The sequence below is a fragment of the Curtobacterium sp. WHRI 8282 genome (assembly GCF_040223925.2).
Taxonomy (GTDB): domain Bacteria; phylum Actinomycetota; class Actinomycetes; order Actinomycetales; family Microbacteriaceae; genus Curtobacterium; species Curtobacterium flaccumfaciens.
The window spans coordinates 594,638-618,228 of sequence record NZ_JBEHCD020000002.1 but is presented as its reverse complement, the minus strand read 5'-3'; the positions used below and the strand labels follow the sequence as shown (position 1 = coordinate 618,228).

Here is a 23,591-nt window from a genome sequence, read left to right as displayed (position 1 = left end):
CTGTCGACCGATCGCGTCTAGAACAGTGGCCAGGGCACGGCGGGGCCGTGACCGGGTGGCGGCGGGAAGATCCCGACGGCACGCAGGGCCGCGCAGCGCGCCCGGAGCGTGTCGATCTCCTCGTCCGTCAGGTGCTCGGCGAGCTCGTCGCCGAGACCACCGCGCAGGGCCTCGGACACGCGGTCGAGGCCCTCGAGCTCGTCCGGCCCGAGGGGCTCCCCGATCCAGCCCCACAGGACCGTCCGGAGCTTGTGCTCGACGTGGAAGGTGAGCCCGTGGTCGACGCCGAAGCGGTGGCCGTCGGGCATCGCCAGCACGTGCCCGCCCTTGCGGTCGGCGTTGTTCACGACGACGTCGAAGACGGCCATCCGGCGCAGGGCCTCGGAGTCCTCGTGCACGAGCGTGACGGGCTGGTCGTGTTCGTCGATGGCCTCGAGCACGGGCAGCCAGGGCGAATCCGCTGCCTCGGCGAGCTCCGGCGTCACCAGGTCGACGGCGTCCTGCTCGGGGTCGACGTCCTGCCAGCGCTGCACCATGCCGGGCCCGAACGGACCGTCACCCATCCACGTGGGCGGCACGACCCCCCAGCCGAACGCCTCGGAGACCAGGTGCGCGGCGATCTCGCGGCCGGCGAGCGTGCCGTCCGGGAAGTCCCACAGCGGGCGCTCGCCCTCGATGGGCTTGTAGACGACGGTCGCACCGTCGAGTTCGGCGAGGAAGGTGGCGTTGGACGCCTCGCGGATGCGCGCCCGGACGGAGAGCGAGCCGTCGCTCATGCGTCGCCGGGCGGACGACCGGCGGCGACGACCTCGCGCGTGCGCTCGACGAAGGCCCGGGCGGTGCCGACCGGGATCTTCACCTGGAACAGCTCGGCGGGCTCGGGGATCTCGACGACGGCCTCGATCTCGATGCCGTCCTCGCTCTCCTCGGACACGATCTCGACCTCGTCGTCGATCGGGTATGCCTCGATGACGACCTGCGCGGTGGCCGGGTCGAAGCCCAGGCTCAGGGCTCCGGCGCGGAACTCGGCCTCGACGGGCTGGTCGAGCGGCTCCGGGTCGCGGAGCTCGGCAGGCACCGACGGCGGCACACTGAAGCGGTTGTCGTCGACGGTCGCGACCTCGTCGAGGAGCTCGTCGATCTTGTCGGCGAGCACGGCGGTCTGCTCCTTCTCGAGCGCGACGCTGGTGACGCGCCGACCGGAGCGGGCCTGGATGTAGAAGGCGCGCTCACCCGGACGGCCGATGGTGCCGACGACGAGGCGGTCCGGCCAGTCGAAGCCGTGGACGATGGTGGGCATACCCGCATTGTAGGAGCGCTCGGCTCCGGCCGTTCAGGGTCGGGCAGGACCCGCGGGCGCGTCGGGTGCCGGGTTGCCCGCGCCGCCGCCGACCGCGGCGTCCCCGCTGGGTGCCGGGGCGGTGCGCAGCCAGGACAGGTCACCGGACTCGGTGTTCGTCGCGACGACCTCGGGGCGGTGCTCGCCGTAGCGCACGACGGACACCGAGGCCGGGCCGACGCCGATGCGCTGGAACAGGTCCAGGTGCATGCCGAACGCGTCGGCGAGGACGCTCTTGATGATGTCGCCGTGGCTCACCGCGACCCAGACGGCGCCGGGTCCGTGCTCCGCCTCGACCTCGGCGTCGATGCGCCGAACGGCCGCGACGGCCCGGGACTGCATCGTCTGCATGGACTCACCACCGGGGAACACGACGGCGCTCGGGTTCGCCTGCACCGTGCGCCAGAGGGGCTCCTTCGCCAGGTCGGCGAGCTTCCGGCCCTGCCACTGCCCGTAGTCGGCCTCGGTGATGGCCCGCTCGATCAGCGAGGCGGGTGCACCGGTCTGCCGGTCCGTCTGCCCGTCCGTCTGCCGGTCCAGGATCGCGCGGGCGGTCTGCCGGCAGCGCTCGAGCGGACTCGACACCACGGCGACGACGGGCACCGCGGCGATGCGCTCCGCGGTCCGCTCGGCCTGGGTGCGGCCGACGGCGTCGAGTCGCACGCCGGCGGTGCGTCCGGCCAGGACGCCGGTGGCGTTCGCGGTGGTGCGTCCGTGACGGACGAGGAGGACGGTCGCCATGCGCCCGATCCTAGGCGCGGGACGCGGTCACCCTTGACGGGCCGCCCGGGGACCGATCAGATGGGGGCATGGCCGGGCGGCATCGACTCGCACTCTTCGCCACGTCGACGGTGACCGGGTTCGGGATCGCGACGTGGATCACCCGGACGCCCGCGATCCGCGACGAACTCGGTGCCTCGATCGAGGCGATGGGCCTCGTCCTGCTCGGGCTGTCGATCGGCTCGATGATCGGGATCCTCGGCGCCGGAGCCCTGGTGCGACGGACCGGGAACCGCCCGCTCATCCTGCTCGGGGGCGCCCTGCCCGTCGTCGGCATGGTGCTCGTCGCGCTGCTCGCCCCGGCGCAGGTCGCCGCCGGGGTCTGGGTCGGGCTGTTCCTGATCGGCTTCGGGGCGGGCGTCGCCGAGATCGGGCTGAACGTCGAGGCCGCCGCGGTCGAACGGCAGATCGGGCGACCGGTCGTGCCGGTGCTGCACGCCTGCTTCAGCCTCGGCAGCGTGGTCGGTGGGGTCGTCGGCATCGCCATGACGGCGGCGGGGACCCCGGTCCGGGTGCACCTGCTCGTCGGCGCCGCGGTGATGGCCGCGCTGGCGGTGTTCGCTGCGCTGAACCTGCGGCCGGTGCCCCGTGACGCACCGACCGATGCGCCTGCCGTTGCCCGTGGCACCCGTCGGGGAGCCCGCCGCTCCGTCCTCACCGTGCAGCTCGCCATGATCGCCGTGATCACCCTGGCGATGGCCTTCGCCGAGGGTGCCGCGAGCGACTGGCTCCCGTTGTTGATGACCACCGACCACGACGCCCCGGAGTCGGTCGGGTCCCTCGTGTTCACCGGGTTCGCCCTCGCCATGCTCATCGGTCGTGCGGCCGGCACCCCGCTCGTCGCCCGGTTCGGTCGCGCCCCGGTCGTCCGGGTCTGTGCCGCGGTCGGTGCGGTGGGGGTCCTGCTCGTCGTGCTGTCACCGAGTCCGGTCGTCACCGCGGCCGCCGCCGGTGTCTGGGGGCTCGGCATCGCCCTCGGGTTCCCGCTGTCGATCTCCGCCGCGGGCGATCACCCCACCGACGGCGACCGCCGGGTGTCGGTGGTGGCCACGGCCGGGTACATCGCGTTCCTGGTGGGGCCGCCGCTGCTCGGGTTCGTCGGGGAGCACCTCGGCCTGCAGACGGCGATGCTCGTGCCCCTGGTCCTGCTGGTCGCCGCGTTCGTGGTCGCCCCGGCGACGCGGGGACGGGACACCGGGCGGACGATCGAACCGGCGGAACCGGCGCGTCGGCCGTCCGGTCGGTAGCGTCTCGGGCATGCCGTTCTTCCGCGACGCTCCACGCCCGATCACCCCAGCCGCTCCGTCCAGGGTCCAGGCCGCGTGGTCCGACTCCGCCGGGCACCTCGCGACCCGCTGCCTGCAGCTGATCATCGTCGTGGTGGTCGTCGCCGGCATCGTCTGGGCGAGCAACGTCCTGAGCGTCGTCACGATCCCCGTGCTCCTCGCGCTCATCATCGCGTCGGCCATGCACCCCGTGGTGTCGTGGCTCCGCAGGCACCGGGTGCCGTCGGTGCTGGCCACCCTCGCGGTGCTCATCGGCGTCCTCGCGATCCTCGGGCTGATCGGCTGGCTCATCGTCGTCGCGGTCGAGAACCAGTGGGCACAGCTGCAGAAGTCCGCCGTCGACGGGTTCCAGCAGCTGCAGACGTTCGCGAAGAACCTGCCGTTCTCGATCTCCGACAAGCAGATCGACGACGCTGTCGCGTCGGCGTCCGACTTCGTCACCAGCGCGCAGTTCGGCTCCGGTGCGCTCGCGGGTGCGTCGGCCACCGCGAACTTCCTGACCGGGCTCGTCCTGATGATCGTCGTGCTGTTCTTCTTCCTGAAGGACGGCCCGAGCATCTGGGAGTTCCTGCTCCGCCCCTTCACCGGTGAGCGCTACGCCCGTGCACGCCGCGTCGGCGACCGGGTCGTCTCGACCCTCGGCGGGTACGTCCGCGGCACGGCCACGGTCGCGGCGGTCGACGCGATCGGCATCGGAGTCGGCATCGCCATCGTCGGCGTCCCGCTCGCCCTGCCGCTGGCCGTCATCGTCTTCATCACCGCGTTCATCCCGATCGTCGGTGCCACCGCCGCCGGCGTCCTCGCCGCCCTGGTCGCGCTCGTGGCCCTCGGCCCGGTGCAGGCGCTCATCGTGATCGGCATCGTGGTGCTGGTGAACCAGCTCGAGGGCAACCTGCTGCAGCCGGTCCTGATGGGGCGCACCCTCAAGCTGCACGGCCTCGTCATCCTGATCGGGCTGACCGCCGGCACCGTCCTCGCCGGCATCACCGGCGCGATCATCTCGGTGCCGCTGATCGCCGCCGCCTGGGGCGCGATCCTGGTGTGGGACGGCCCGAACACCCCGGCACGACCGTGGCGGAAGAAGCGCAACGAGGACGTCACCGCGCACGAGCTGCCGCAGGGCTGATCCGCGGAGGCGATCTGCGGCGCCGATCCGCGGGGCGCGTTGCGGACATCCGCTTCGCGCAGCGGCCTTCCACCCAGCAGGATGGAGGAGTGCTCGTCTCCATCGTCTACATGAGCCGTGCCGTCGTCCCCTTCGACGACCAGGCCATGGCGGTGCTGCTCGCGGAGTCACGGCTGCGCAACGAGGCGCTCGGGGTCTCCGGGCTCCTGCTCGCCAAGGGCGGCCGGTTCATGCAGCTGCTCGAGGGTCCGGCGTGGAGCGTGCAGGACCGGTACGACGTGATCGCGAAGGACCGCCGTCACGGTGAGGTCAAGTCACTCGTGCGCGAGGACATCGAGCGCCGACGGTTCGACGGCTGGTCGATGGCCTACCGCGCGCTCGACGACTCGGACCTCCGTTCCGAGGAGGGCTTCAGTCCCTTCCTGTCCGGAACGATGGACTTCCCGCGCTCGTTCGACCGGACCAGTGCGGCCTGGCTGCTGAAGTGGTTCCGCGACCGCGAGCTGCACGACCTCTGACCCGACCCAGGACGCCGTCGCCGGATCAGCCTCCGCCGAACGCGTCCTCGACGACGGCGAGCAGCCGGTCGCGGTGCTTCGGGTCCGCCGTCGCCGCGATCACCACGCGCCACATCGTCGCCACCGCCGGCATCAGGTCGGTGCGCCGCGTCCGGACGTCGGACACGAGCTGCACGCCGGTGAAGTACGGCACCACCGTCGATCCGAGCTGCTCCGCGGTCAGGTCCGTCCGGAGTTCCCCGCTCGCGATCGCCAACCGGAACACGTCGACGATCCCGCCGATCCACTGCTCGTAGAAGCTCAGCGTCGCGGTCTGGAACTCGCCGCGCTCCAGCGACAGCCGGATGCCCGCCCGCACGATCGGGTCGGTCCGGAGCAGGTCGGCGATGCCGTGCGACGCTCCGATCAGGGCGGCGACCGGCGAGCTGTCGGTGTGGCTGACGACGTCGAAGGTGCGGGCGTTCTGCTCGCCGATGACACCGAGCGCGAGGGCGAGCTTCGTCGGGAAGTGGAAGTGCAGCGTGCCCTGCGAGACGCCCGCCGTGCGGGCGATGCCCGCGATGGTCGCGCCGGCGAAGCCGACGCGGTCGAACTCCTCCGCCGCGGCCACCAGGATCTGCTCACGTCGTTCCACGTGACCAGTCTCACAGCCTGGAGGGACGGTGCCAGCTGGCACCGCGCCTCCAGTCCGAGGGGTGGTGCGTCTCAGGCCGCATGCCGGCCGAGCGTGATGCGCTCCTCGGGCAGGTCCTGCAGGTCGCGGCCACGGAACCAGCGGAGCAGCCAGTCGGCGGGCGTGCCCGCCACCCCGGTCGGCAGACCGGTGCGGTCGCTGAGGAAGGTGCTGAACCCGGGCTCGTCACGGAGCTCGTCCCCGGTCGGGCTGCCGAACGCCATCGCCCAGCCGTCGAACCGACGCGTGCTGATGGACTCACGCGACAGCGACTTCACTCCGGTGTGCCGCGGGTCGCGCTCGATCGCGGCGAAGCGGTCCTCGACGCTCCAGACCGGACCCTCGAGCACCTGCATGAAGCGGCCGCCCTTGGCGAGCAGGAGCCCGGAGATGCCGAGCGCGTGGTTGCGGAGCCGCGCCTCACGCAGCATGGCGACCAGCTGGTCGTCGGTCAGGTCGTCGACGGCGACGGACATGTAGACGAGGGAGGTGAGCGAAGTCATCCCCTGCAGTCTGGATCGTGGTCGGCGGCACGGTCAACGAGTCGTCCGCACACCGCACCGGAGGGTGCGGCATGCGGACGACGGGCGGGGTGTCGGGTGTCGGGTTTCGATCAGGTGAGGGCGAGCAGGTTGTTGACCTGTTCGTTGACCCCGGTCAGCGTCGAGATCGGCTTGCCGTTCGCGTAGACGTCGTCGAAGGCGGGCTGCAGCAGGGCCTGCACATCGGCGGGGTTCTTCGTGACCGGGAACAGGAACGTGGTGTCCTCCTCGACCTGCCGGGTGAACGCCGAGACGTCGAGCCCGCGCTTCCGGAACGACGCCACCGCGGCCTCGGTGCCCGCGGGACGAGCGGGGAACACGATCCCGCTCTCACCGACGATCCGCTGCGCCTCGTCGCTGCCCAGGAACGCCACCCACTTCGCCGCGGCCTCGGGGTCCTTCGCCTGCTTCGTGATCGAGTCGCCGAGCCCGTTGAACATCGACGCACGGTGGCCCGACGGGCCGATCGGGGTCGGGGCGACCGCGACGTCGAGGTCCTCCATGCCGAGGTACGAGCCGATCATCCACGAGCCGTTGAAGGACAGCGCGCACTTGCCGGCGCCGAGCTGGACCTCGGGCCCGGTCGTGGTGGAGAACACCCCGTACTTCGCCATGTAGCCCTTCTCGGCCAGCCGGTAGTACCAGGCGAGCGTGTCCTGCACGATCCGCTCGTCGTAGCGGAACTTGTCGCCCCAGGGGTTCTCGTTCGTGTAGAACCAGTCGACCGATCCGGTGAACGGCGACCACTGGGTCTGTCCGAAGCCGTCGCCGCCCGAGCCGTTCGACGAGATGCCGTAGACGGCGACGTCGTCCTTGTCGAAGCCGTCCTCGTCGCCGCGTCGGCCCTTCGAGTCCACCGTCAGCCGCGCGAGCATCCGCTCGAACGTGCCGCCGTCGTCCGGGTTCCACGCGAGCGACCCGAGTTCTTCGGCGGAGACCCCGGCCTTCGCCATCGCCTTCTTGTCGTAGAACATCGCGACGGTGTCCCAGTCCTTCGGGGAGCCGTAGCGGTGGCCGTCCTGGCCCTTCCACAGTTCGGCGAGCCCGGACTGGTAGTCGTCGTCACGGATGCCCTTCGTGGCGTCGAGTTCGTCGAGCTTGTAGAGCACGTCGAGGTCGGCGTACTGCGGGAACTTCGTCAGGTGGTCGGTGAAGACGTCGGGCGCGGTGCCGGCGATGAAGCCCGCGGTGAGCTTGGTCCAGTAGTCGTTCCACCCGAGCTGGGTGATCTTCACGGTGATGTCCGGGTTCGCGCGGTGGAACGCGTCGGCGACGGCCTGGTACGCAGGCTGCTGGTTGGCGTCCCAGAGCCAGTAGCTCACGGTCCGCGCACCCGACCGGTTCGTCGTGCGGCGACCGGGCGACGAGCAGGCGGCGAGCGCGCCGAGGGCCAGTGCAGAGGCGCCGCCGGCGAAGAGCGTGCGGCGGGTCAGTTGGTTCGTCATGGTGTTCGTCCTGTCCGACAGCCGGGTCACTTGATCCCGGAGAAGCCGATGGAGTTGACGATCCGCTTGGCGAAGACGCCGAACAGCAGGATCATCGGGAGCGCCGCCACCAGGGTCGCGGCCATGAGCCCGGCCCAGTCGGTACCGGACTGCGGGGTCTGCGACTTGAAGACGCCGAGCGCGACGGTCAGCACCCGTGAGTTGTCGGTGTACGACACCATGAGCGGCCAGAAGTAGTCGTTCCAGCTCGTGATGTACGTCAGCACGGCGAGGGTGGCGATCGGGGCCGCCGCCATCGGGATGACCAGCCGGAAGAACACGCGGACCTTGCCGGCGCCGTCGATCAGCGCCGCCTCTTCGACCTCCTTCGAGATACCGAGGAAGAACTGCCGCAGGAAGAACACTGCGAACGGAGTCATGAACATCGTCGGCAGGGCGATGCCGAGCAGGTTGTCAACGAGCCCGAGCTGCTTGATGAGCGTGAAGTTCGGCAGCAGCGTGAAGATCGCGGGGACCATCAGGCCGGCCAGGAACACCCCGAACACCTTGTCGCGACCGGGCCAGCGCAGCCGGGCAAAGGCGTAGGCGGCCGCTGCCGAGAAGAACACCTGGCCGACGGTGACGAGCGTCGACACCAGGATCGAGTTGAGCAGGTACCGCCAGAAGTTCAGCGCGGCGCCGGACCCGCCCTGGGCCAATGCCTCTTCGGTGGACTGCAGGCCGAAGACCCGCTCGAACCCGCCCAGGCTGAACCCGACGGGCAGCAGCGAGGTGGGGTCGGAGTTGATCGCGGTGTTCGACGACAGCGCGGTGCGCAGGATCCAGTAGAACGGGAACAGGGTGACGACGATGACGAGGATCATCGCGACCCAGGCGAGCACGCGGCCGAGCGACGGGCGACGACGGTGGCCGGCCCCCATCCGCGGCGGGCGGGACGTGGTGACGGAACGGGTGAGTGTCGTGGTCATGGCGCTTCCGTTCAGTCCAGGTCGGACTCACCCGAGCGGGTGAGTCGGTACTGGATGATCGTGATGATGCTGAGGACGATGAGGAGCGCGACCGAGACCGCGGACGCGTAGCCGAACTGGAACCGGCCGAACGCCAGGTTGTAGATGTAGTTCTGCACGACGTTCGTGGCGTTCGCGGGGCCGCCCTGCGTGGTGACGGCGACGGTGTCGAACACCTGGAACGACCCGATCACGGTGATGATCAGCACCAGGGACAGGATCGGGCGGAGCAGCGGCACCGTGATGCGCCAGAACATCTTCCACTCGCTGGCACCGTCGATGCGTCCGGCCTCGTACACGGTCTCGGGCAGCGACTGCAGGCCGGCGAAGATGAGCAGCGCCGTGTAGCCGACGTGCCGCCAGACGTTGATGAGCGCGATCGAGGGGATGCCCCAGACGTCGCTCTGCAGGAACGGGATGCGGTCGAGCCCGAGTGCGGCGAGCATCTCGTTGCCGATGCCGAGCTGGGTGTCGAGGATCCAGAGCCAGACGAGGGCGGCGACGACGTTCGACACCAGGTACGGCGCGAGCACGATGCCGCGCACGAAGGTCGACTTGGTCAGGCGGTGCATCATCACGGCGATGAACAGCGCGACGACGGTCTGGATGACGATGTTGATGAGCACGTACTCGACGGTCACCACCATCGAGTGCCAGAAGATCGAGTCCTGCACCAGGCGGGCGTAGTTCTGCAGGCCGGTGAACTCGGGCTCGGTGAGCAGGTTGTACGAGGTGAAGCTCAGGTAGATGCCCCGCACGGTCGGCCAGGCGAGGAACACCGCGAACCCGACGGCTGCCGGGGCGATGAAGACGAGCGCGAGCCACAGGTCGTTCCTGGGGCGGCGCCGTGGTGCGGTGGTGCGGGCACGGGCGAGGTCGGCGGACCGACTCCTCCGTCTCGTGCTGGCGGTCGTCAAGGGTGACGACACAGGGCTCTCGGTTGCCATCGCGACTCCTTCGTCTGCGGTGGACTGACGTGCAGCAGTCCGTGAGCCGGGAATCTACACGTGGGGACCACTGCTGGCAAGAGTACGATTCCGTGCTGTGGACGGGGGTTGTCACGTGTAGACAACGTGTGTCAGGATGGCGCTCGATCGCATCGGAGCGACCCGCTCGGCGACGCATCCCACACCCTGGAAAGGTCACTGATGATCTCTGTCGGAATGGTCGGCGCGGGCCAGTTCGCCCCCCAGTTCGCCAAGCTGTTCAAGCTCCACCCCGACGTCGACCGGGTCTACGTCACCGACCTCGTCGGCGAGCGCGCGTCCGAACTCGTCGAGACGCAGCACCTCGACGGCACGTTCCCGGACTTCGACGCCGTCCTCGCCTCGGACGTCGACGCCGTCGCGATCTTCACGCAGCGCTGGACCCACGGTCCGCTCGTGGTCAAGGCCCTGCACGCCGGCAAGCACGTGTACTCCGCCGTGCCGATGGCGATCTCCGTCGACGAGATCCGCGACATCATCCAGGCGGTCCGCGAGACCGGCCTGACCTACATGATGGGCGAGACGAGCTACTACAACCCCGCGACCGTGTTCGCCCGCAAGCAGGTCGCCGCCGGCGCCTTCGGCCGGGTGTTCTACGCCGAGGGTGACTACGTGCACGACATGGACCTCGGCTTCTACGCCGCGTACCAGTACAGCGGCGGCGACGAGTGGAAGCGCACCGCCAGCTACCCGCCCATGCTCTACCCGACGCACTCGGTCGGTGGGGTCCTCGGCGCGATCCCCGGGCACGCGGTCAGTGTCAGCTGCATCGGCGTGAAGGACGACCGCGGTGACGGCGTCTTCGACAAGGACGTCAGCCAGTTCGACAACGACTTCTCGAACGCCACCGCCCTGTTCGAGCTCGACAACGGCGGCGTCATGCGCATCAACGAGATGCGTCGCGTCGGCTACCCGTCGCACATCCGCGAGTCACGGTTCCGCTACTTCGGCACCGAGGCCAGCTTCGAGCAGCTCGCGAAGACCAGCGTCTGGCAGGACAAGGAGGACTCGTACGACATCAGCGACAAGATCGACACCCAGGCGACGATGTCCCTCGACGACCCGCGCCTGGCCGACGTCGACCCGTCCCTGCGCGACGCGTTCGTCTCCGGCTACGCCGAGGTGCACGACACCGACCGCCTGCCCGCCGAGTACGACGGTGTGCCGACCGGACACGAGGGCAGCCACCAGTTCCTCGCCGACGACTTCGTCCGCGCCGTCGTCGACCGGACCCTGCCGCCCGTGAACGCCTGGACCGCCGCACGCTTCACCCTGCCGGGCATCATCGCCCACCAGTCCGCGCTGCAGGGCGGCGCCCGCCTCAAGGTGCCGGACTTCGGTGACGCCCCGGAGACGGCGAGCGCACCGACGACGGCAGGCAGCACGTCGTCGGCTACGATCGCGTCCGAGTAACACGTGTCGTTCGGGTGCCGGTCCGTCGAGGGCCGGCACCCGAACGACGCTCCCGGACCCGACGAAGGTGGCACCCGTGACCGTCCCGACGAACCCCAGGGCGGTCACCCGTGCGGACGTCGCCCGCTACGCCGGGGTCAGCACCTCCGTCGTCAGCTACGTCGTGCACGACGGACCGCGCCCCGTCGCCGCCGCCACCGCCGCCCGGGTGCGCGAGGCCATCCGGGTCCTCGGCTACCGCCCGAACGCGAGCGCCCAGGCCCTGCGCACCGGTTCGTCGAAGATGCTCGGCCTGATCGTGCCCGAACTCGACAACCCGTTCTGGTCCGAGCTCGCTGTCGCCGTCACCCACGCCGCCGCTGCACGCGGCTACGACGTCTTGCTCGCCAACAGCGACGGCGACGCCGCCCAGGAACGCGAACGACTCCGCAGCCTGTCCGCCCGCCAGGTCGACGGCATCATCGTGACGAGCATCATGACCCACCCGGACCTGTCGACCGTCACCGACCCCGGTCTGCCGATGGTCCTGCTCAACACGTTCTTCGAGGTCCCCGAGTACGCCAGCATCGGCGTCGACGCCCTGCGCGGCGCCCTCGACGGCACGCAGCACCTGGTCGAGCACGGCTACCGCTCGATCGGCCTCGTGATGGGGCACACCGGCTCGATGGAGCTCCGCGAGCAGGGCTGGATGCGCGCCCTGCGCCAGGCCGGCCTGCCGGACGGGCCCATCGTCCGCACCGACTTCACCCGGCGCGGAGGCTACGAAGCCGGCCTCCGCATGTTCGTCGACGAGACCGGCCCCCGAGCCGTCTTCGTCAGCTCCGACATGCAGGCGATCGGCGTGATGCGCGCACTGTGGGAACTCGGTCTGCGAGTTCCCGAGGACGTCGCGATCGTGTCGTTCGACGGCGCGGCCGAGGCGGACTACACGAACCCGCAGCTCACCACGGTCCGGCAGCCGATCGAGACGATGGCGGTCGCCGCGGTCGATCGCGTGCTCGGCCTCGACGCCGACAACCAGTGGCACCGCGACCTGGTCCCCGCCGAGTTGGTCCTCGGCGCGAGTTGCGGGTGCGACGTGCGTCGCTGACGCACCCACCGACGGTTTGGGGGCCCACGCCGCCGGTTCCGGACCGACGCGCCAGCGGCGGGCCGGCCGTGCCGGTGGGGAGGCGCGGCGCGGGGCCGCCACGGGCCTCCTGGCCGTCAGCTGGTCGCGTTCAGGACGCTGGCTCCATGACGGCGCGCAGGCGCGCGGTCGGGATGCGCTGCTGCGCGCCCACCGTCACGGCGGCGGCCTCGACCGCCCCGCCGGTCTCGGCGTCGACGAAGCGCAGGTCCGACGCCCGCTCGGACGGGCGGTGCCGGTCGGCCCAGCCGCCGAGGGCGAGCAGCACGAGCGACAGGTCGCGGCCGGCGTCGGTCAGGACGTACTCCTCGCGGGCACGGGCACCCTCGGGCTTGTAGGTCGTGCGCTCGAGCACTCCCCCGTCGACGAGTGACGCCAGCCGTGCGGTCAGGACCTCGCGCGGGATGCCGAGGCTCTGCTGGAACTGACTGAAGCGGGTCGAGCCGCCGACAGCGTCGCGGACGATCATGAGCGTCCACTTCTCGCCGAGGACGTCGAGGGAGCGTGCGATGGGGCAGCGCTCGTCGCCGCCGAGGATGCCGAGCATGTGTTCATCCTAGCTGGGTTCGATTTCCGGACACAACGTGCTAGGTTCGGTTTCCGTACTCAACTTCTCTTGTCTGGAGCACTCATGACCGACCTCACCAACGCCGTCGTCCTCGTCACCGGAGCGAACGGCGGCCTCGGCGCCGAGTTCGTCCGCCAGGCCCTGGAGCGTGGCGCCACCAAGGTCTACGCGACCGCCCGCAACCCGCGCACCTGGGACGACGAGCGCATCGTCCCGCTCGCCCTCGACGTCACGAGCCAGGAGAGCGTCGACGCCGCGGCTCGCGCCGCGGCCGACGTGACCATCGTCGTGAACAACGCCGGGATCTCCGGCTCCGACCCGCTCGTCGACGTCTCCGTCGAGGAGGTCGAGCGCATCTTCGCCACCAACGTCTTCGGTGCACTCCGCGTCGCCAAGGCCTTCGCCCCCTCGATCGCCAACGGTGCGCTGATCGACGTGCACTCCGCCCTGAGCTGGGTCGCCCTCGCCGGCGCGTACTCGGCGTCGAAGGCCGCGTTCTGGTCGATCACGAACTCCCTGCGCCTCGAGCTCGCACCCCAGGGCACCCAGGTAGTCGGCGCCCACCTCGGCTACACCGACACCGGCATGATCGCCGACCTCGACGTCGAGAAGTCCGACCCCGCCGACATCGTCCGTTCGATCTGGGACGCGGTCGAGGCCGGCGAGCACGAGGTCCTCGCCGACCAGGTCAGCCGTGACGTCCGGGCCGGCCTGAGCGCCCCGCTCACCGCGCTCTACCCGATGCTCGCCAGCGCCTGAGGCTCGCTCCCGTCGGATCAGCCGTCCGCGCCGCGGTCGGTGATCCGACGGTTCGTGGCGGTGATGGCGGCGCGCTCGTCGTCGGTCAAGCCGCCGGCGCGCAGGATCCGGCCCAGCACCTCGCTCTTCCGCTCGATGTAGTCGTCGATGTCCTCGGCCTCGGTGGCTGCCCGGCGTTTCACGGCAGCGTACTCGTCGCGGAGCGCCGGGTCGGCACGCAGCACGTCGCGGACGGCCAGGTGGTTCCGCAGCGCGAGCGACCCGGCTGCGACGACGTAGGTGTTCGTCGGGGCGAAGCGCTCCGGAGCCCGGAACGCCTGCCGCCCCGGAACCCCCAGGTCACCACGCGGCGCGAACCCGATCGTCGCCATCGCCGCCACCGCGGCCGGCACGTCATCGGTGTCCACCACGACGTCGACGTCGAGCACGGGCTTCGCCGCCAGGCCCGGCACGGACGTGCTGCCCACGTGCTCGATGCTCCGGAACGGCACGTCGGCGTCGTCGAGTGCGGCGGCGTACGCATCGTGCAGCTGCCGGAACTGCTCGGGCCAGGCAGGTCGGTACTCGACGACCTCGATCACGGGGCCGGCGTCGGCGCGAGGAGCTGGAACATGACGTGGTCGCGCCAGACCCCGTCGATCTTGATGTACTCCGGCGCGAAGCCGTAGCGGGTGAAGCCGGCAGACTCGAGTGCGCGCTGCGAGCCGACGTTCTCGGGCAGCGTCTCGGCCTGCACGCGGTGCAGGCGGAGCACGTCGAACGCGTGGGCCGCAGCGGCGCGGACGGCGCGGGATGCGTGGCCCTGGCGCGTGCGATCGGCGCGGATCCAGTACCCCATCGCGCACGACTGCAGGGCGCCGCGCGTGACGCCGCTCAGCGTGATCCGACCGAGGAGTTCCCCGTCGGTCGACTCGATGACGAACGGCACCGCGTTGCCGGCCCGCTGCGCGGCGAGGGCCTGCGTGATGACGTCCCGCTGCCCGGACTCCGTGTAGTACGACGGCGCTCGGGCCGGTTCCCACGGACGCAGGAACTCGGCGTTCTCGGTGATGACCGCAGCCAGGACGGCCGCGTCGTCGAGGCGGAGTGGGCGCAACCGTGTGTCCATCGCGGAGGTTCACCAATCGGTCTGTGCAGAGAGATCCCGCCAGTCGGCGTCATCCCCTGTGGGGACTGCATCCGGACGACAGCGAGGTGTGCGTTACATCACGGTAGCGGCAAGGGCTCTGTGGCACGGCGGTCCTCTGAGCCCGCTTACGTGCTCGACGACCTCCGATCGGTCCGCCTCCAGGTGAGTTCTTGAAGGCATCGTGGATCCCCCAGGTGATCGAGGTCTCCTCACTCTTGATTCAGCTCACACTGCCGAAGACCGACCTCGATGCGCCAGATCTCGAGTGCACCACCCAGCCGAGTGCGGCCGCTCCAAACGACATCGCCGCAGCTAGCCAGAAGATTGCCGGGGAGTACCCCGGCACCACGAGCGGCAACAATGCGCCGAGAACCGTCCCCACCTGCGTCACCGCCATGTACGCGCTCGCCCCAGCCCCCGCATCCGACCCTCGAACGTCAGAGAGCAGCAACAGGCCGACACTCTGGAATCCGGCTCCGACGAATGAGTAGAGAGCTTGCACGATGAAGAGTGCCCAGATGCCGGTCGATGAGGCCATCAGGACGAACACAGCGATGGAAACGCTAGCGACGACGACGGAGGCGAGAGCAGATCCCTGCCGTCGCATAAGCATGCCGAGAATCGGCAGCATCGCAAACTCCAGCAGTGACCCGACCATGAAACTCGCCGAGATCAGTGACGGCTCGATACCACCGGAAGCCGCAACCAAAGGAAGGTAGAGCCCTCGAAGAGTGTCCACCGACTTGAGTAGAGCGACAACGACCAGCGCGGCGCAGACCACCAATGCTGGCGGACGCCGAAGCGGTGAGCGCGTCGCCTCCCCCAAAGCCCTAGGCGACGGAGCCACCTTGCCTCGAAACACTGAGGACACCGGTCCGGTCAGGCACAGGCTCGCGACGAGTGCCGCTACGAGAAGAGGGTCCAGGTGCAGCGCTACACAGACGCTGTACAGGAGGAGACCGGCGATGTAGCCCGCGATGAGCACTCGCCTGAACCGCAGGACCATCGTCGTCGTGATCTCTCCACCCAGGGCAGTTCCAGCTCGCCCGAAGATCTGGGGCACGACCGCACTCACGCAGAGCATGAGCACTCCGCCGGTGTAGAGGACCTCAGGCTGGTCCGCCGAGCGCGCCACGAGGAGAGTCCCGACCGGCACACAGCAGAGCGTTCCGATCAACGCCAGCCGCGGGTACCCCGCCCGGCGGATCCTCGGGACGAGCACAGTGTTGTAGAACACTGCCACGAACGCATTGGACACGAAGAACACGGCTATGGCGGCCTTCGAGAGGCCTGCACTGTTCAAGGCGAGTGGGAGTCCGACGGCCGTGAGCCCTCCGAACATCGCGTTGAAGAGCAGAACCAGTTCGTAGGGCCGAGATCCCGGGCGACCCGATGGGCTTGGCGCAGGTGTCTGCTCGTGACCTTGTTCCCCCTCTCCGCGCCTCATCGGCTACCTGTCCGATCGACTCGATGAGCGAGTCGTGAGGCCTCCGCGGTCACGAATTCAGACCAATTGGCAAGGAGTGGTCTGAACCGCTGCGTTATGACTGCCCGATCGAATTGACCTTCGTTGAAGAGAGTCGCCATGCCGAGAGACGAGACGAGACCGGGGTCGTGCTCCGAACGGCTGCGGTGGACGCATGGGTCGAGGACCACGTCGTCAGCGCCAATCGGAATCTCCGGGACACCGAAGTAGACAATCCGCTCCGGGCCGGGCTCCGTGCGTCGTAACGGAGCGCACGGCGTCATCCGTCGAAGCTCCGCTTCGAGGAGCTCGCCTTCGACTTGCTCGCTCCGGGCCGAGGGACGGACTGCGCGGTAGAACTCCACCCACACATCGTCGTACTTCCGTTGCATCGCCCGGAGATTGCTATCGTTCTCGGCCGCCTTTTGCGTCGAGCTCAGATCAGCGACTTCAGGAATCTCCAAAGCCCAGGCCGCCCGTTCCCACCTGACCTGACATCCGGAGGCAAGAAGACGGTATCCGAGATCGATGTCCTCGACTCCATAGCTCCTGAAGTTCTCGTCAAATCCGCCGACATTGGAGAAGGCGGTCGCAGCCACCGCTACGTTACGGCCCCAGAACAAGCGCCACGGCATCATGATTTCGGCAGGGTGAACTGCGGCTGCGAGGGCCAGCTCTCGGTAGTCCGCAACGCCGGGGATACCGAAGAAGCGATGCGGCTGGAAGTCGGCGCCAGCGTCGCAGAAGACCCTTGCGACGTAGGAGGCGTACGGCGGCGCGACGTCATACCCGTACGTTGGCCCCATCGCAACGAAGTCAACCGACGATGCTCGCTCTGCTGCTGCAAGGTATGTCTCCACCAACCGCGGTCCGGGCAACGTCCCGCAGTCAAGGAACACGAGGAGCGCGCCGCTCGCTGCGCTCGCCCCCAGGTTCCGTGCCGCCGCCAGTCGAAATCCGTCACGCTCCTGCCGAACGTGCGTCATCGGGAACGAGAACGTCCCCTCGACTTCATCAACAACGGGGTGTTTTGAACCATCGTCAGCCACGACGACCTCGAACGAAGACGACGTCTGCCTGTCGAGTGCCTCGAGTGTCTGGGAGAGTTCCCTCGATCGGTTGAAGGTCGGGATGACGACCGACACCTCGGTGCGCGTCATCCCGCTTCCTCGTCCATGAATCTCTTCGCGAATGCCCTGGTGGCATCGAAGACGTCCATCTGCTCGAGGATCTCGGCGCGCGTGAACCAGCCGCACGCTTCCACCTCTGCAAGGTCGACGGTGGTCGTCAAACCCGCGCCTTCTCTCACGGACAACCGAAAGATGTGATCAATGTGAATATGCGGTTTCCCGATTCGAGAGTCGCCGTGTCCGATGAACTGCGCGGATACCGCGATCGGTGCGGGTAGTTGCACGTCAATAACACCTCCGAGTTGCAGGTCCCACTGGACTGCGGGGTGAATTGCTTCGACCCCGGTCTCCTCAAGAACCTCACGGAGGACTGCGTCGTGTGCAAGTTCGCCGTCCTCGACGTGCCCTCCCGGAGGTAACCACCGCCGCAGCTTGCGGTGGGCGACGAGCAACAGCCGCACCTGGTCCGGCGTGGTCACGTATCCGGAAGCAGTGTCGTGACGCTGGTAGTCGTACATTCCCTCAATCACGCTCACGCTGACGTTCCCATCGTCTCCTCAATCGCGCGCTCGATCCGGCCGAGGTCCGACTCGGTCAACCCCTCATGGGTTGGGAGGGTCACAAACTCGGTCAGAGCTCGTTCCGCATTCGGCGTGTCAGCGGATCTGTACTCCGCGAAGAGCGGCATGCGGTTCAGCGGTACGCCTCCGAATCGGAAGATGTCTGACACGATGCCTCGACTGTGCAGGACACGGCCAACGCCCGTGGCGTCGGAACCACGGGGCCCCTCGACCACCAACGAGTAGTGATTCGGCGTTCCCGACTCGACAGGCCGTGGTCGGTAGTCGTGGCGCAAACGACGAACTGCCTCAGCGAGACGTGCCGCGTTCGCCGTCCTTGCCGCTATCTTGCGGTCGAGCTTCAGCAATTGCTGCCTTCCCAGAGCCGCCGCGATCGCTGATGTTCTGAAGTTCAGCCCGAATGCGTGCCCGTAGGTCCCCGCCAGAGCCGCAAGAGACGGATGGGCAGGGTCGATCTTCCCGAAGTCACGGATCTCCCGGACACGACGCGCGAGGTCGACGTCGTCTGTAAGGATGAAGCCTCCTTCTCCGGTGGACACCATTTTTCGCTCCTGAGTGCTGAAGAAACTGGCATGGCTGGTGCGGCCGGCCAGTCGCCCGTTCCCCTCAACGGTCCCGTGCGCGTGCGAAGCGTCTTCGATCACTGGAATCGCCCAGTCAGAAGCAAGGCTTTGCACCTCTTCGACGTTCGTCGGATATCCCCACATCGGCACCGTGACAATCAGCCGAGTGCGGGCGGAACGCGCGAGCTCGAGGCCCCGCAGGTCTAGGCCGAACGTCGTCGCAGCGATGTCCACGAACACCGGGCACGCCCCCGAAGCGATGATCGGAAGCACCGTCATCACCGGAGCAGTCGGTGGAAGAATCACCTCGTCACCCGGGCCGATGCCGTACGCATAGAGCAGGACTTGCAATGCCGCCGTACCGCTCGAGACAGCAAGCGCGAACGCCGATCCGAAGTACTCAGCGAGCTCGGTCTCATAGACTCGAACCAGGGGCGAGGTTCCCGAGAGCGCTCCTGACTGTACGGCCGCCACGACTGCCGACACGTCTCGCTCATCGATGTCGATGTTCCGGTTCTCAAGCAGCTTCAAGGACATTCGCCGCCTCCATCCTGTCCATCAACTCGTACATCGGCAAACAGGCAGCCAAAGTCGGAGCCATTTGAGCATGCGAGGTTTTGTCGTTCAGAAAAGATTCGAACTGCAGAGTGAAGCCATTGCGCCTGTGACCGGTCGACACCGGACTCGGTCGCCAGCTGCTTCGCCACCACTTCGGGCCGACCCCGAGAGGATGAGTGACTCCTTGAGTCGATATCTCGATCTCCAGCAGCGAGTTGATCGTGATCATCGAACCGTTGTCAGAGATTGCTTGGAGACTCCAATCGAAGAACGGAGCGGACGACGAGGCGACCAATTCAAAGGTGAAGGGGTTTCCAGATCGTCGGCTCACGAACTGTTTGTTGAGTGACATGAGTACCCCAACCTGACTGTCGTACGCAGTGAAATGCTCGTCATCACTCGCAGGCGCACCAGCCTCGAAGACGACACCCAACGCATGGATAACTTGTGATAGAAGAAAATCCCGGCGGTGATTGTTCTGCAACCAAAGCGGCTGGTCAGGTTTGTTGTTCAGATGGTTGATACGCATGTACGCCAGGTTGCCAAAGGCCGCGTCCTGCATGGCTTGGAGCGCTATCTGCACTGGCTCGGAGTAGCTGAAGTTGAGCCCCACCCGGGTAGGCGTGCCCGACGTGCGATTCAGCCGCAGGAGTTGTTGAAGGCCACTCGTCGTCAACGTAGGAGGCTTCTCGACGAACGTCGGGATCCCGCGCGGGATAGCCATTTCCAGAACACGCTGGTGCACTGTCGGAGTCGACGCGACGATCAGTGCATCCGGTGTAACTGAGCCGAGGAGCTCTTCAACTGATCCGAATTCAACTGCTTTCAACTTCTCCGCAGCTCGGGAGCGCGCGACCAGGTCGGTGTCACAGACCCAATCGATACGCACGTTCGGTATGGTCGCGAGGCTGGGCACGAGATTCGTCCAGGCCTGCTCACCAACCCCGATCACCGCAATTTTTTTCATACTCGCCATTGAGTCCCCCTCGTGGTCAGTGAAGGTACCACAACGTACCCCCATCAGGGCACGCTAGCATGAGCTCCGGTTCGCATCGAATCAGTTCTCGACGAATCGAGGAACGGAGGGATTCCCTTGCGGGTGTTATTCTTCCCTTGGGGTGGCGGGAACGGGCACGTCGGCCGACTTCTGCATATCGCGCGTGAAGCAAACGAAGCCGGCCATTCGTGCGCGATGGCGGTCTCGACTCAGAAGCACGTCGATCTCGTCGCACGGTCCGGTGTGCATCCCGTCGTGTACCCAGAGGGTCTCATCTCGGCCGGTTATTGGGACCGCTGGACCGACCCGGCGTACTTTTCCTTGTCAGTCGAATGGGACGCGAGCACGCTGCGAGCGTTCAACGCAAACCTCGCGGTGCACGACGGTCGCCCATCAGTGGGATCGGCCGCGGCGCGGTTCGGCATACCCGTGACGTCCGTGCTCCAATCGCTGCATCTTCCCGGGCACCGGTACGCCGGGCGAGCGTCCGAGCAGATCTGGACAGACATGGCGGATTCACTAGGCGCAGGGCGACTCGTCGACGGCCGTGAACTCTTGGCAGTAGGCGGCGTTGGTGTTCCGAGTGTGCCGCAGATCGATCAGGTACCGAAGGGCTTCAGGGGGAAGGTCACGTACCTCGGACCGTTGACGGGTCGACAGACGCCTTCTGGTCCAACGTCGCCAGACGGCCATCGAACGCTCTTCTACGGCGTCGTTCCCGAGTCCGACGACGTGGACGCCTTTCTTGGCGCTTTCGCTGATCTCGGCCCGTCACTGTCCGTGGCGTGGGGGCGAACGCCCCCGACGCGGCTGGCGCGGACGTTACGTGCGATCGGTGTCGATTGCTTGGAGCTGGCCTCCGACGAGGTACTTGCTTCGTGCGACAGCGTGGTCTTTCACGGCGGCCACGGCACAACTTTGCTGCTCCTTCAGTTCGGCCTCACCGGGGTTGTCCTGCCTGGGGGAAGCCCCGAGCGGTTGGCGAATGCGCACGCCCTCCGGCGCCTCGGGCTTGCTCAAATCATCGAGACCAGCGGTGAGACGTCGTGGGCGGCACACGATGCGGGCACCGTCCGACCCGATTGGCGGGGAGTCCGCGCTCGACTGGACTCGCTGCGCATCGATGAGTCAGCACGGGCAGCTGCTCATCGTTGGAGGAAGACGTTGGCAGGAGCTCCTACCGAGAGTCCATGGACCAAGGTGCAAGCAATCGCAGCGCAGCCGCGAACAGTGGTGGATCGCTAGCACGTTCTTGGGCTGTTCGGACTCCGAACGGCCATCGCGGAGGGTGTGGGATTCGAACCCACGAGACATCTCTGCCCACCTGTTTTCAAGACAGGCTCCATCGGCCGCTCGGACAACCCTCCAGTGACGCGACCACGTGGCGAGACGTGATCGCGTCCCGGGAAGTCTACCCGGGCCTCCAGGCAGGGGTGCGCGCGAGCGCGGACTAGCGGGGCAGGGAGTCGAGCGCCGCTGCCAGGCCGTCGTCGGTGATGCCACCGGTGAGCTCGTTGCCGGCGTCGACGACGTCGTCGGGGGCCTGGCCCATGACGACCCCGCGACCGGAGGTCGAGGCCCAGCGGAGCATGTCGATGTCGTTGCGGCCGTCGCCCGCGGCGAAGACGCGCGATCGCGGGATGTCGAGCCACTCGCGCACGCGCTCCATGGCGGTGGCCTTCGTCACGCCCTCGGGAGCGATGTCGAGCCACGACGTCCAGCCGACGGAGTACGAGACCTTGTGCAGGCCCATCTGCTCGACGATCTGCAGGAAGTCCTCGGTGTCGTGGCCGGGCGAGATGACGACGACGCGGGTGGCCTCGACGCCGAGCAGCTGCTCGAACGGCACGTGCTCGCCCTCGACGGTCATGGTGTCGTCGGGGAAGTTGCCGGACAGCAGGAAGTGACCGGTCTCGTCCTCGACGCCGAAGGCCGCGTTCTCGAGCGCTCCGTGGATGGTCTGCAGCACCTCGGACGGGTCGAACCGCTCGACGTGTTCGCGCACGTAGGAGCCGTCGGCGCGGCGGGCAAGGATGAGCGCACCGTTGGCGCACACCAGGTACTTCGGCCGGATGCCGAGGGTCTCGAGCAGGGGCACGGTCATGCCCTCGCTGCGGCCGGTCGAGAGCATGACCTCGTGGCCGGCGGCCTCGGCGTCACGGACGGCGGCGACCACCGCCTGCGTGATGACACCGTCCTCACGCATGGTGGTGCCGTCGATGTCGAGCGCGACCAGCCAGCGCTTGGTGCGGGCGGGCGCGTCGCTGCCCGCGCCCTGCGAGGTGCCGTCCACGAACCGTCCCTGGGTGCTCATCGGGGCTCGATCACCTCGACGCCACCGAGGTAGGGGCGCAGGACCTCGGGCACGACGACGGAACCGTCGGCCTGCTGGTGCGTCTCGAGGATCGCGACGATCCAGCGGGTGGTGGCGAGGGTGCCGTTCAGGGTGGCGACCGGAGCGGTCTTGCCGCTCTCGGTGCGGTACCGGATGTCGAGACGGCGGGCCTGGAACGTCGTGCAGTTCGACGTCGAGGTGAGCTCGCGGAACGTGCCCTGGGTCGGGACCCAGGCCTCGATGTCGTATTTCTTCGCCGCGCTCGTGCCGAGGTCGCCGGCGGCGACGTCGATCACGCGGTAGTGGAGCCCGAGGTCCTGGAGCATCTGCTCCTGGTGCGAGACGAGGCGCTCGTGCTCGGCCTCGGCCTGGTCCGGGTGGACGTAGGCGAACATCTCGAGCTTGTTGAACTGGTGCACGCGGAGGATGCCGCGGTTGTCCTTGCCCGCCGAACCGGCCTCGCGGCGGTAGCAGGTCGACCAGCCGGCGTAGCGGTGGGCCTGTCCTTCCTCGAGCGGCAGGATCTCGTCGGCGTGGAACCCGGCGAGGGCGACCTCGCTCGTGCCGGTCAGGTACAGGTCGTCGGCTTCGAGCCGGTAGACCTCGGCCGCGTGCTCACCGAGGAAGCCGGTGCCGGCCATCGTCTCGGGTCGGACGAGCGTCGGGGTGATGAGCGGCTCGAAGCCGGCGGCGATCGCACGGTCGAGGCCGAGCGACATCAGCGCGATCTCGAGCCGGGCGCCCATGCCGCGCAGGAAGTAGAAGCGCGAGCCGGAGACCTTCACGCCACGCGGGATGTCGATGATGCCGAGGTGCTCGCCGAGGTCGGCGTGGTCCTTCGGCTCGAAGTCGAACTCGGGCTTGGTGCCGACGGTGCGGAGCGTGACGAAGTCGTCCTCGCCGCCCTCGGGCACACCGGGGAGCACGACGTTCGGGATGCCGCGGACGACGGTGCTGAAGGAGTCCTCGGCCGCGGTGACGGTGGCCTGCGCCTCCTTCACCTGTGCGGCGAGGGCCTGGGCCTGCTGCACGAGCGCGGCCTTCTCGTCCTTCGGGGCCTTGGCGACGGTCTTGCCGAACGCGTTCTGCTCGGCGCGGAGCGACTCGAACGAGGTGATCGCACTGCGGCGGGCGGAATCGGCGGCGACGGCTTCGTCGACGACGGCCACGGAGGCACCACGCGCCTGCTGTGAAGCCTTGATGACGTCCGGGTTGTCGCGAAGCAGCTGTGGATCGATCACCGCCCCATCCTAGACGGGGGC

General features: G+C 68.2%; 24 protein-coding genes and 1 tRNA gene. 6 read left to right on the top strand and 19 right to left on the bottom strand.

From position 1 onward, the window contains the following. Nucleotides 1–17: 17 nt before the first annotated feature. From ABRP24_RS09230 to ABRP24_RS09220, 3 genes are read right to left on the bottom strand one after another with little or no spacing between them, the layout of a single operon-like run. Nucleotides 18–776 (bottom strand): SCO1664 family protein, encoded by a 759-nt coding sequence (locus ABRP24_RS09230; protein WP_111057592.1) that lies wholly within the window; start codon nt 774–776, stop codon nt 18–20. Further along, nucleotides 773–1,300, bottom strand: coding sequence for a DUF3090 domain-containing protein (locus ABRP24_RS09225; protein WP_027466105.1), 528 nt, complete (start codon nt 1,298–1,300; stop codon nt 773–775). The genes ABRP24_RS09230 and ABRP24_RS09225 overlap by 4 nt, the downstream gene beginning before the upstream one ends. Nucleotides 1,301–1,333: 33 nt before the next feature. Beyond that, entirely contained in the window at nt 1,334–2,080 is a 747-nt protein-coding gene (locus ABRP24_RS09220) for an MSMEG_4193 family putative phosphomutase (protein ID WP_138804073.1), read from the bottom strand. 68 nt (nt 2,081–2,148) lie between these two features. Here ABRP24_RS09220 and ABRP24_RS09215 point away from each other — a divergent pair, with 68 nt between their 5' ends. The 3 genes from ABRP24_RS09215 to ABRP24_RS09205 all read left to right on the top strand — a co-directional run bounded on the left by ABRP24_RS09215 (nt 2,149) and on the right by ABRP24_RS09205 (nt 5,049). Beyond that, nucleotides 2,149–3,366, top strand: coding sequence for an MFS transporter (locus tag ABRP24_RS09215; RefSeq protein WP_301625770.1), 1,218 nt, complete (start codon nt 2,149–2,151; stop codon nt 3,364–3,366). 10 nt (nt 3,367–3,376) lie between these two features. Continuing rightward, a complete protein-coding gene (locus ABRP24_RS09210) occupies nt 3,377–4,531 on the top strand; it encodes an AI-2E family transporter (RefSeq protein WP_349849860.1) in 1,155 nt (384 codons plus the stop codon). An 89-nt stretch (nt 4,532–4,620) separates the two neighbouring features. Further along, complete coding sequence (locus ABRP24_RS09205; protein ID WP_027466101.1) at nt 4,621–5,049, top strand: BLUF domain-containing protein; 429 nt, start codon at nt 4,621–4,623, stop codon at nt 5,047–5,049. Between the two features lie 25 nt (nt 5,050–5,074). Here the strand turns inward: ABRP24_RS09205 and ABRP24_RS09200 are convergent, their stop codons facing one another. The 5 genes from ABRP24_RS09200 to ABRP24_RS09180 form a co-directional block, all read right to left on the bottom strand. Then, nucleotides 5,075–5,683: a ScbR family autoregulator-binding transcription factor gene (locus tag ABRP24_RS09200; protein WP_185974218.1), complete on the bottom strand. Its 609-nt coding sequence runs from the start codon at nt 5,681–5,683 to the stop codon at nt 5,075–5,077. Between the two features lie 71 nt (nt 5,684–5,754). Beyond that, nucleotides 5,755–6,225 carry a BLUF domain-containing protein gene (locus ABRP24_RS09195; RefSeq protein ID WP_176709271.1) on the bottom strand — a complete coding sequence of 157 codons (471 nt, stop codon included), beginning with the start codon at nt 6,223–6,225 and terminating at the stop codon, nt 5,755–5,757. Between the two features lie 110 nt (nt 6,226–6,335). Continuing rightward, on the bottom strand, nt 6,336–7,709 hold the full coding sequence (locus tag ABRP24_RS09190; RefSeq protein WP_214526761.1) for a sugar ABC transporter substrate-binding protein: 1,374 nt from the start codon (nt 7,707–7,709) through the stop codon (nt 6,336–6,338). A gap of 26 nt (nt 7,710–7,735) precedes the next feature. Further along, nucleotides 7,736–8,677, bottom strand: coding sequence for a carbohydrate ABC transporter permease (locus tag ABRP24_RS09185; protein ID WP_175475023.1), 942 nt, complete (start codon nt 8,675–8,677; stop codon nt 7,736–7,738). Between the two features lie 11 nt (nt 8,678–8,688). Then, entirely contained in the window at nt 8,689–9,663 is a 975-nt protein-coding gene (locus tag ABRP24_RS09180; protein ID WP_228516654.1) for a carbohydrate ABC transporter permease, read from the bottom strand. A 201-nt stretch (nt 9,664–9,864) separates the two neighbouring features. On the opposite strand from ABRP24_RS09180, the gene ABRP24_RS09175 reads away from it, so the two are divergent. Together ABRP24_RS09175 and ABRP24_RS09170 are read left to right on the top strand one after the other, a co-directional pair. Further along, nucleotides 9,865–11,115, top strand: a complete 1,251-nt coding sequence (locus ABRP24_RS09175; protein WP_371836743.1) for a Gfo/Idh/MocA family protein — start codon at nt 9,865–9,867, stop codon at nt 11,113–11,115. Between the two features lie 76 nt (nt 11,116–11,191). Continuing rightward, a complete protein-coding gene (locus ABRP24_RS09170; RefSeq protein WP_301628291.1) occupies nt 11,192–12,205 on the top strand; it encodes a LacI family DNA-binding transcriptional regulator in 1,014 nt (337 codons plus the stop codon). A gap of 130 nt (nt 12,206–12,335) precedes the next feature. Here ABRP24_RS09170 and ABRP24_RS09165 read toward each other — a convergent pair whose 3' ends face one another. Further along, the gene (locus tag ABRP24_RS09165) at nt 12,336–12,791 is read right to left on the bottom strand and encodes a helix-turn-helix domain-containing protein (RefSeq protein ID WP_301628293.1); all 456 of its coding nucleotides are present in this window, start codon (nt 12,789–12,791) and stop codon (nt 12,336–12,338) included. Between the two features lie 84 nt (nt 12,792–12,875). On the opposite strand from ABRP24_RS09165, the gene ABRP24_RS09160 reads away from it, so the two are divergent. Continuing rightward, a complete protein-coding gene (locus ABRP24_RS09160) occupies nt 12,876–13,571 on the top strand; it encodes an SDR family oxidoreductase (protein WP_214559253.1) in 696 nt (231 codons plus the stop codon). A 17-nt stretch (nt 13,572–13,588) separates the two neighbouring features. Here ABRP24_RS09160 and ABRP24_RS09155 read toward each other — a convergent pair whose 3' ends face one another. The 10 genes from ABRP24_RS09155 to serS form a co-directional block, all read right to left on the bottom strand. Continuing rightward, on the bottom strand, nt 13,589–14,152 hold the full coding sequence (locus ABRP24_RS09155) for a GrpB family protein (protein ID WP_301628296.1): 564 nt from the start codon (nt 14,150–14,152) through the stop codon (nt 13,589–13,591). Continuing rightward, the gene (locus tag ABRP24_RS09150; protein ID WP_301628298.1) at nt 14,149–14,667 is read right to left on the bottom strand and encodes a GNAT family N-acetyltransferase; all 519 of its coding nucleotides are present in this window, start codon (nt 14,665–14,667) and stop codon (nt 14,149–14,151) included. The genes ABRP24_RS09155 and ABRP24_RS09150 overlap by 4 nt, the downstream gene beginning before the upstream one ends. 253 nt (nt 14,668–14,920) lie before the next feature. Then, nucleotides 14,921–16,042, bottom strand: a complete 1,122-nt coding sequence (locus tag ABRP24_RS09145) for a hypothetical protein (RefSeq protein ID WP_027466093.1) — start codon at nt 16,040–16,042, stop codon at nt 14,921–14,923. A 101-nt stretch (nt 16,043–16,143) separates the two neighbouring features. After that, the gene (locus tag ABRP24_RS09140) at nt 16,144–17,325 is read right to left on the bottom strand and encodes a glycosyltransferase (RefSeq protein WP_349849866.1); all 1,182 of its coding nucleotides are present in this window, start codon (nt 17,323–17,325) and stop codon (nt 16,144–16,146) included. Further along, nucleotides 17,322–17,831 carry an NUDIX hydrolase gene (locus ABRP24_RS09135; protein ID WP_139179084.1) on the bottom strand — a complete coding sequence of 170 codons (510 nt, stop codon included), beginning with the start codon at nt 17,829–17,831 and terminating at the stop codon, nt 17,322–17,324. The genes ABRP24_RS09140 and ABRP24_RS09135 overlap by 4 nt, the downstream gene beginning before the upstream one ends. Continuing rightward, nucleotides 17,828–18,976, bottom strand: coding sequence for a DegT/DnrJ/EryC1/StrS family aminotransferase (locus ABRP24_RS09130; protein WP_349849868.1), 1,149 nt, complete (start codon nt 18,974–18,976; stop codon nt 17,828–17,830). The genes ABRP24_RS09135 and ABRP24_RS09130 overlap by 4 nt, the downstream gene beginning before the upstream one ends. Then, the gene (locus ABRP24_RS09125) at nt 18,957–19,973 is read right to left on the bottom strand and encodes a Gfo/Idh/MocA family protein (RefSeq protein WP_301628304.1); all 1,017 of its coding nucleotides are present in this window, start codon (nt 19,971–19,973) and stop codon (nt 18,957–18,959) included. The genes ABRP24_RS09130 and ABRP24_RS09125 overlap by 20 nt, the downstream gene beginning before the upstream one ends. 1,303 nt (nt 19,974–21,276) lie before the next feature. Continuing rightward, nucleotides 21,277–21,361, bottom strand: a tRNA-Ser gene (locus ABRP24_RS09120). Nucleotides 21,362–21,444: 83 nt separating this feature from the next. After that, nucleotides 21,445–22,308, bottom strand: a complete 864-nt coding sequence (locus ABRP24_RS09115; RefSeq protein ID WP_176709279.1) for an HAD family hydrolase — start codon at nt 22,306–22,308, stop codon at nt 21,445–21,447. After that, on the bottom strand, nt 22,305–23,570 hold the full coding sequence (serS, locus tag ABRP24_RS09110; RefSeq protein WP_301628307.1) for a serine--tRNA ligase: 1,266 nt from the start codon (nt 23,568–23,570) through the stop codon (nt 22,305–22,307). Before serS ends, ABRP24_RS09115 begins: the two co-directional genes overlap by 4 nt. Between the last annotated feature and the right edge of the window lie 21 nt (nt 23,571–23,591).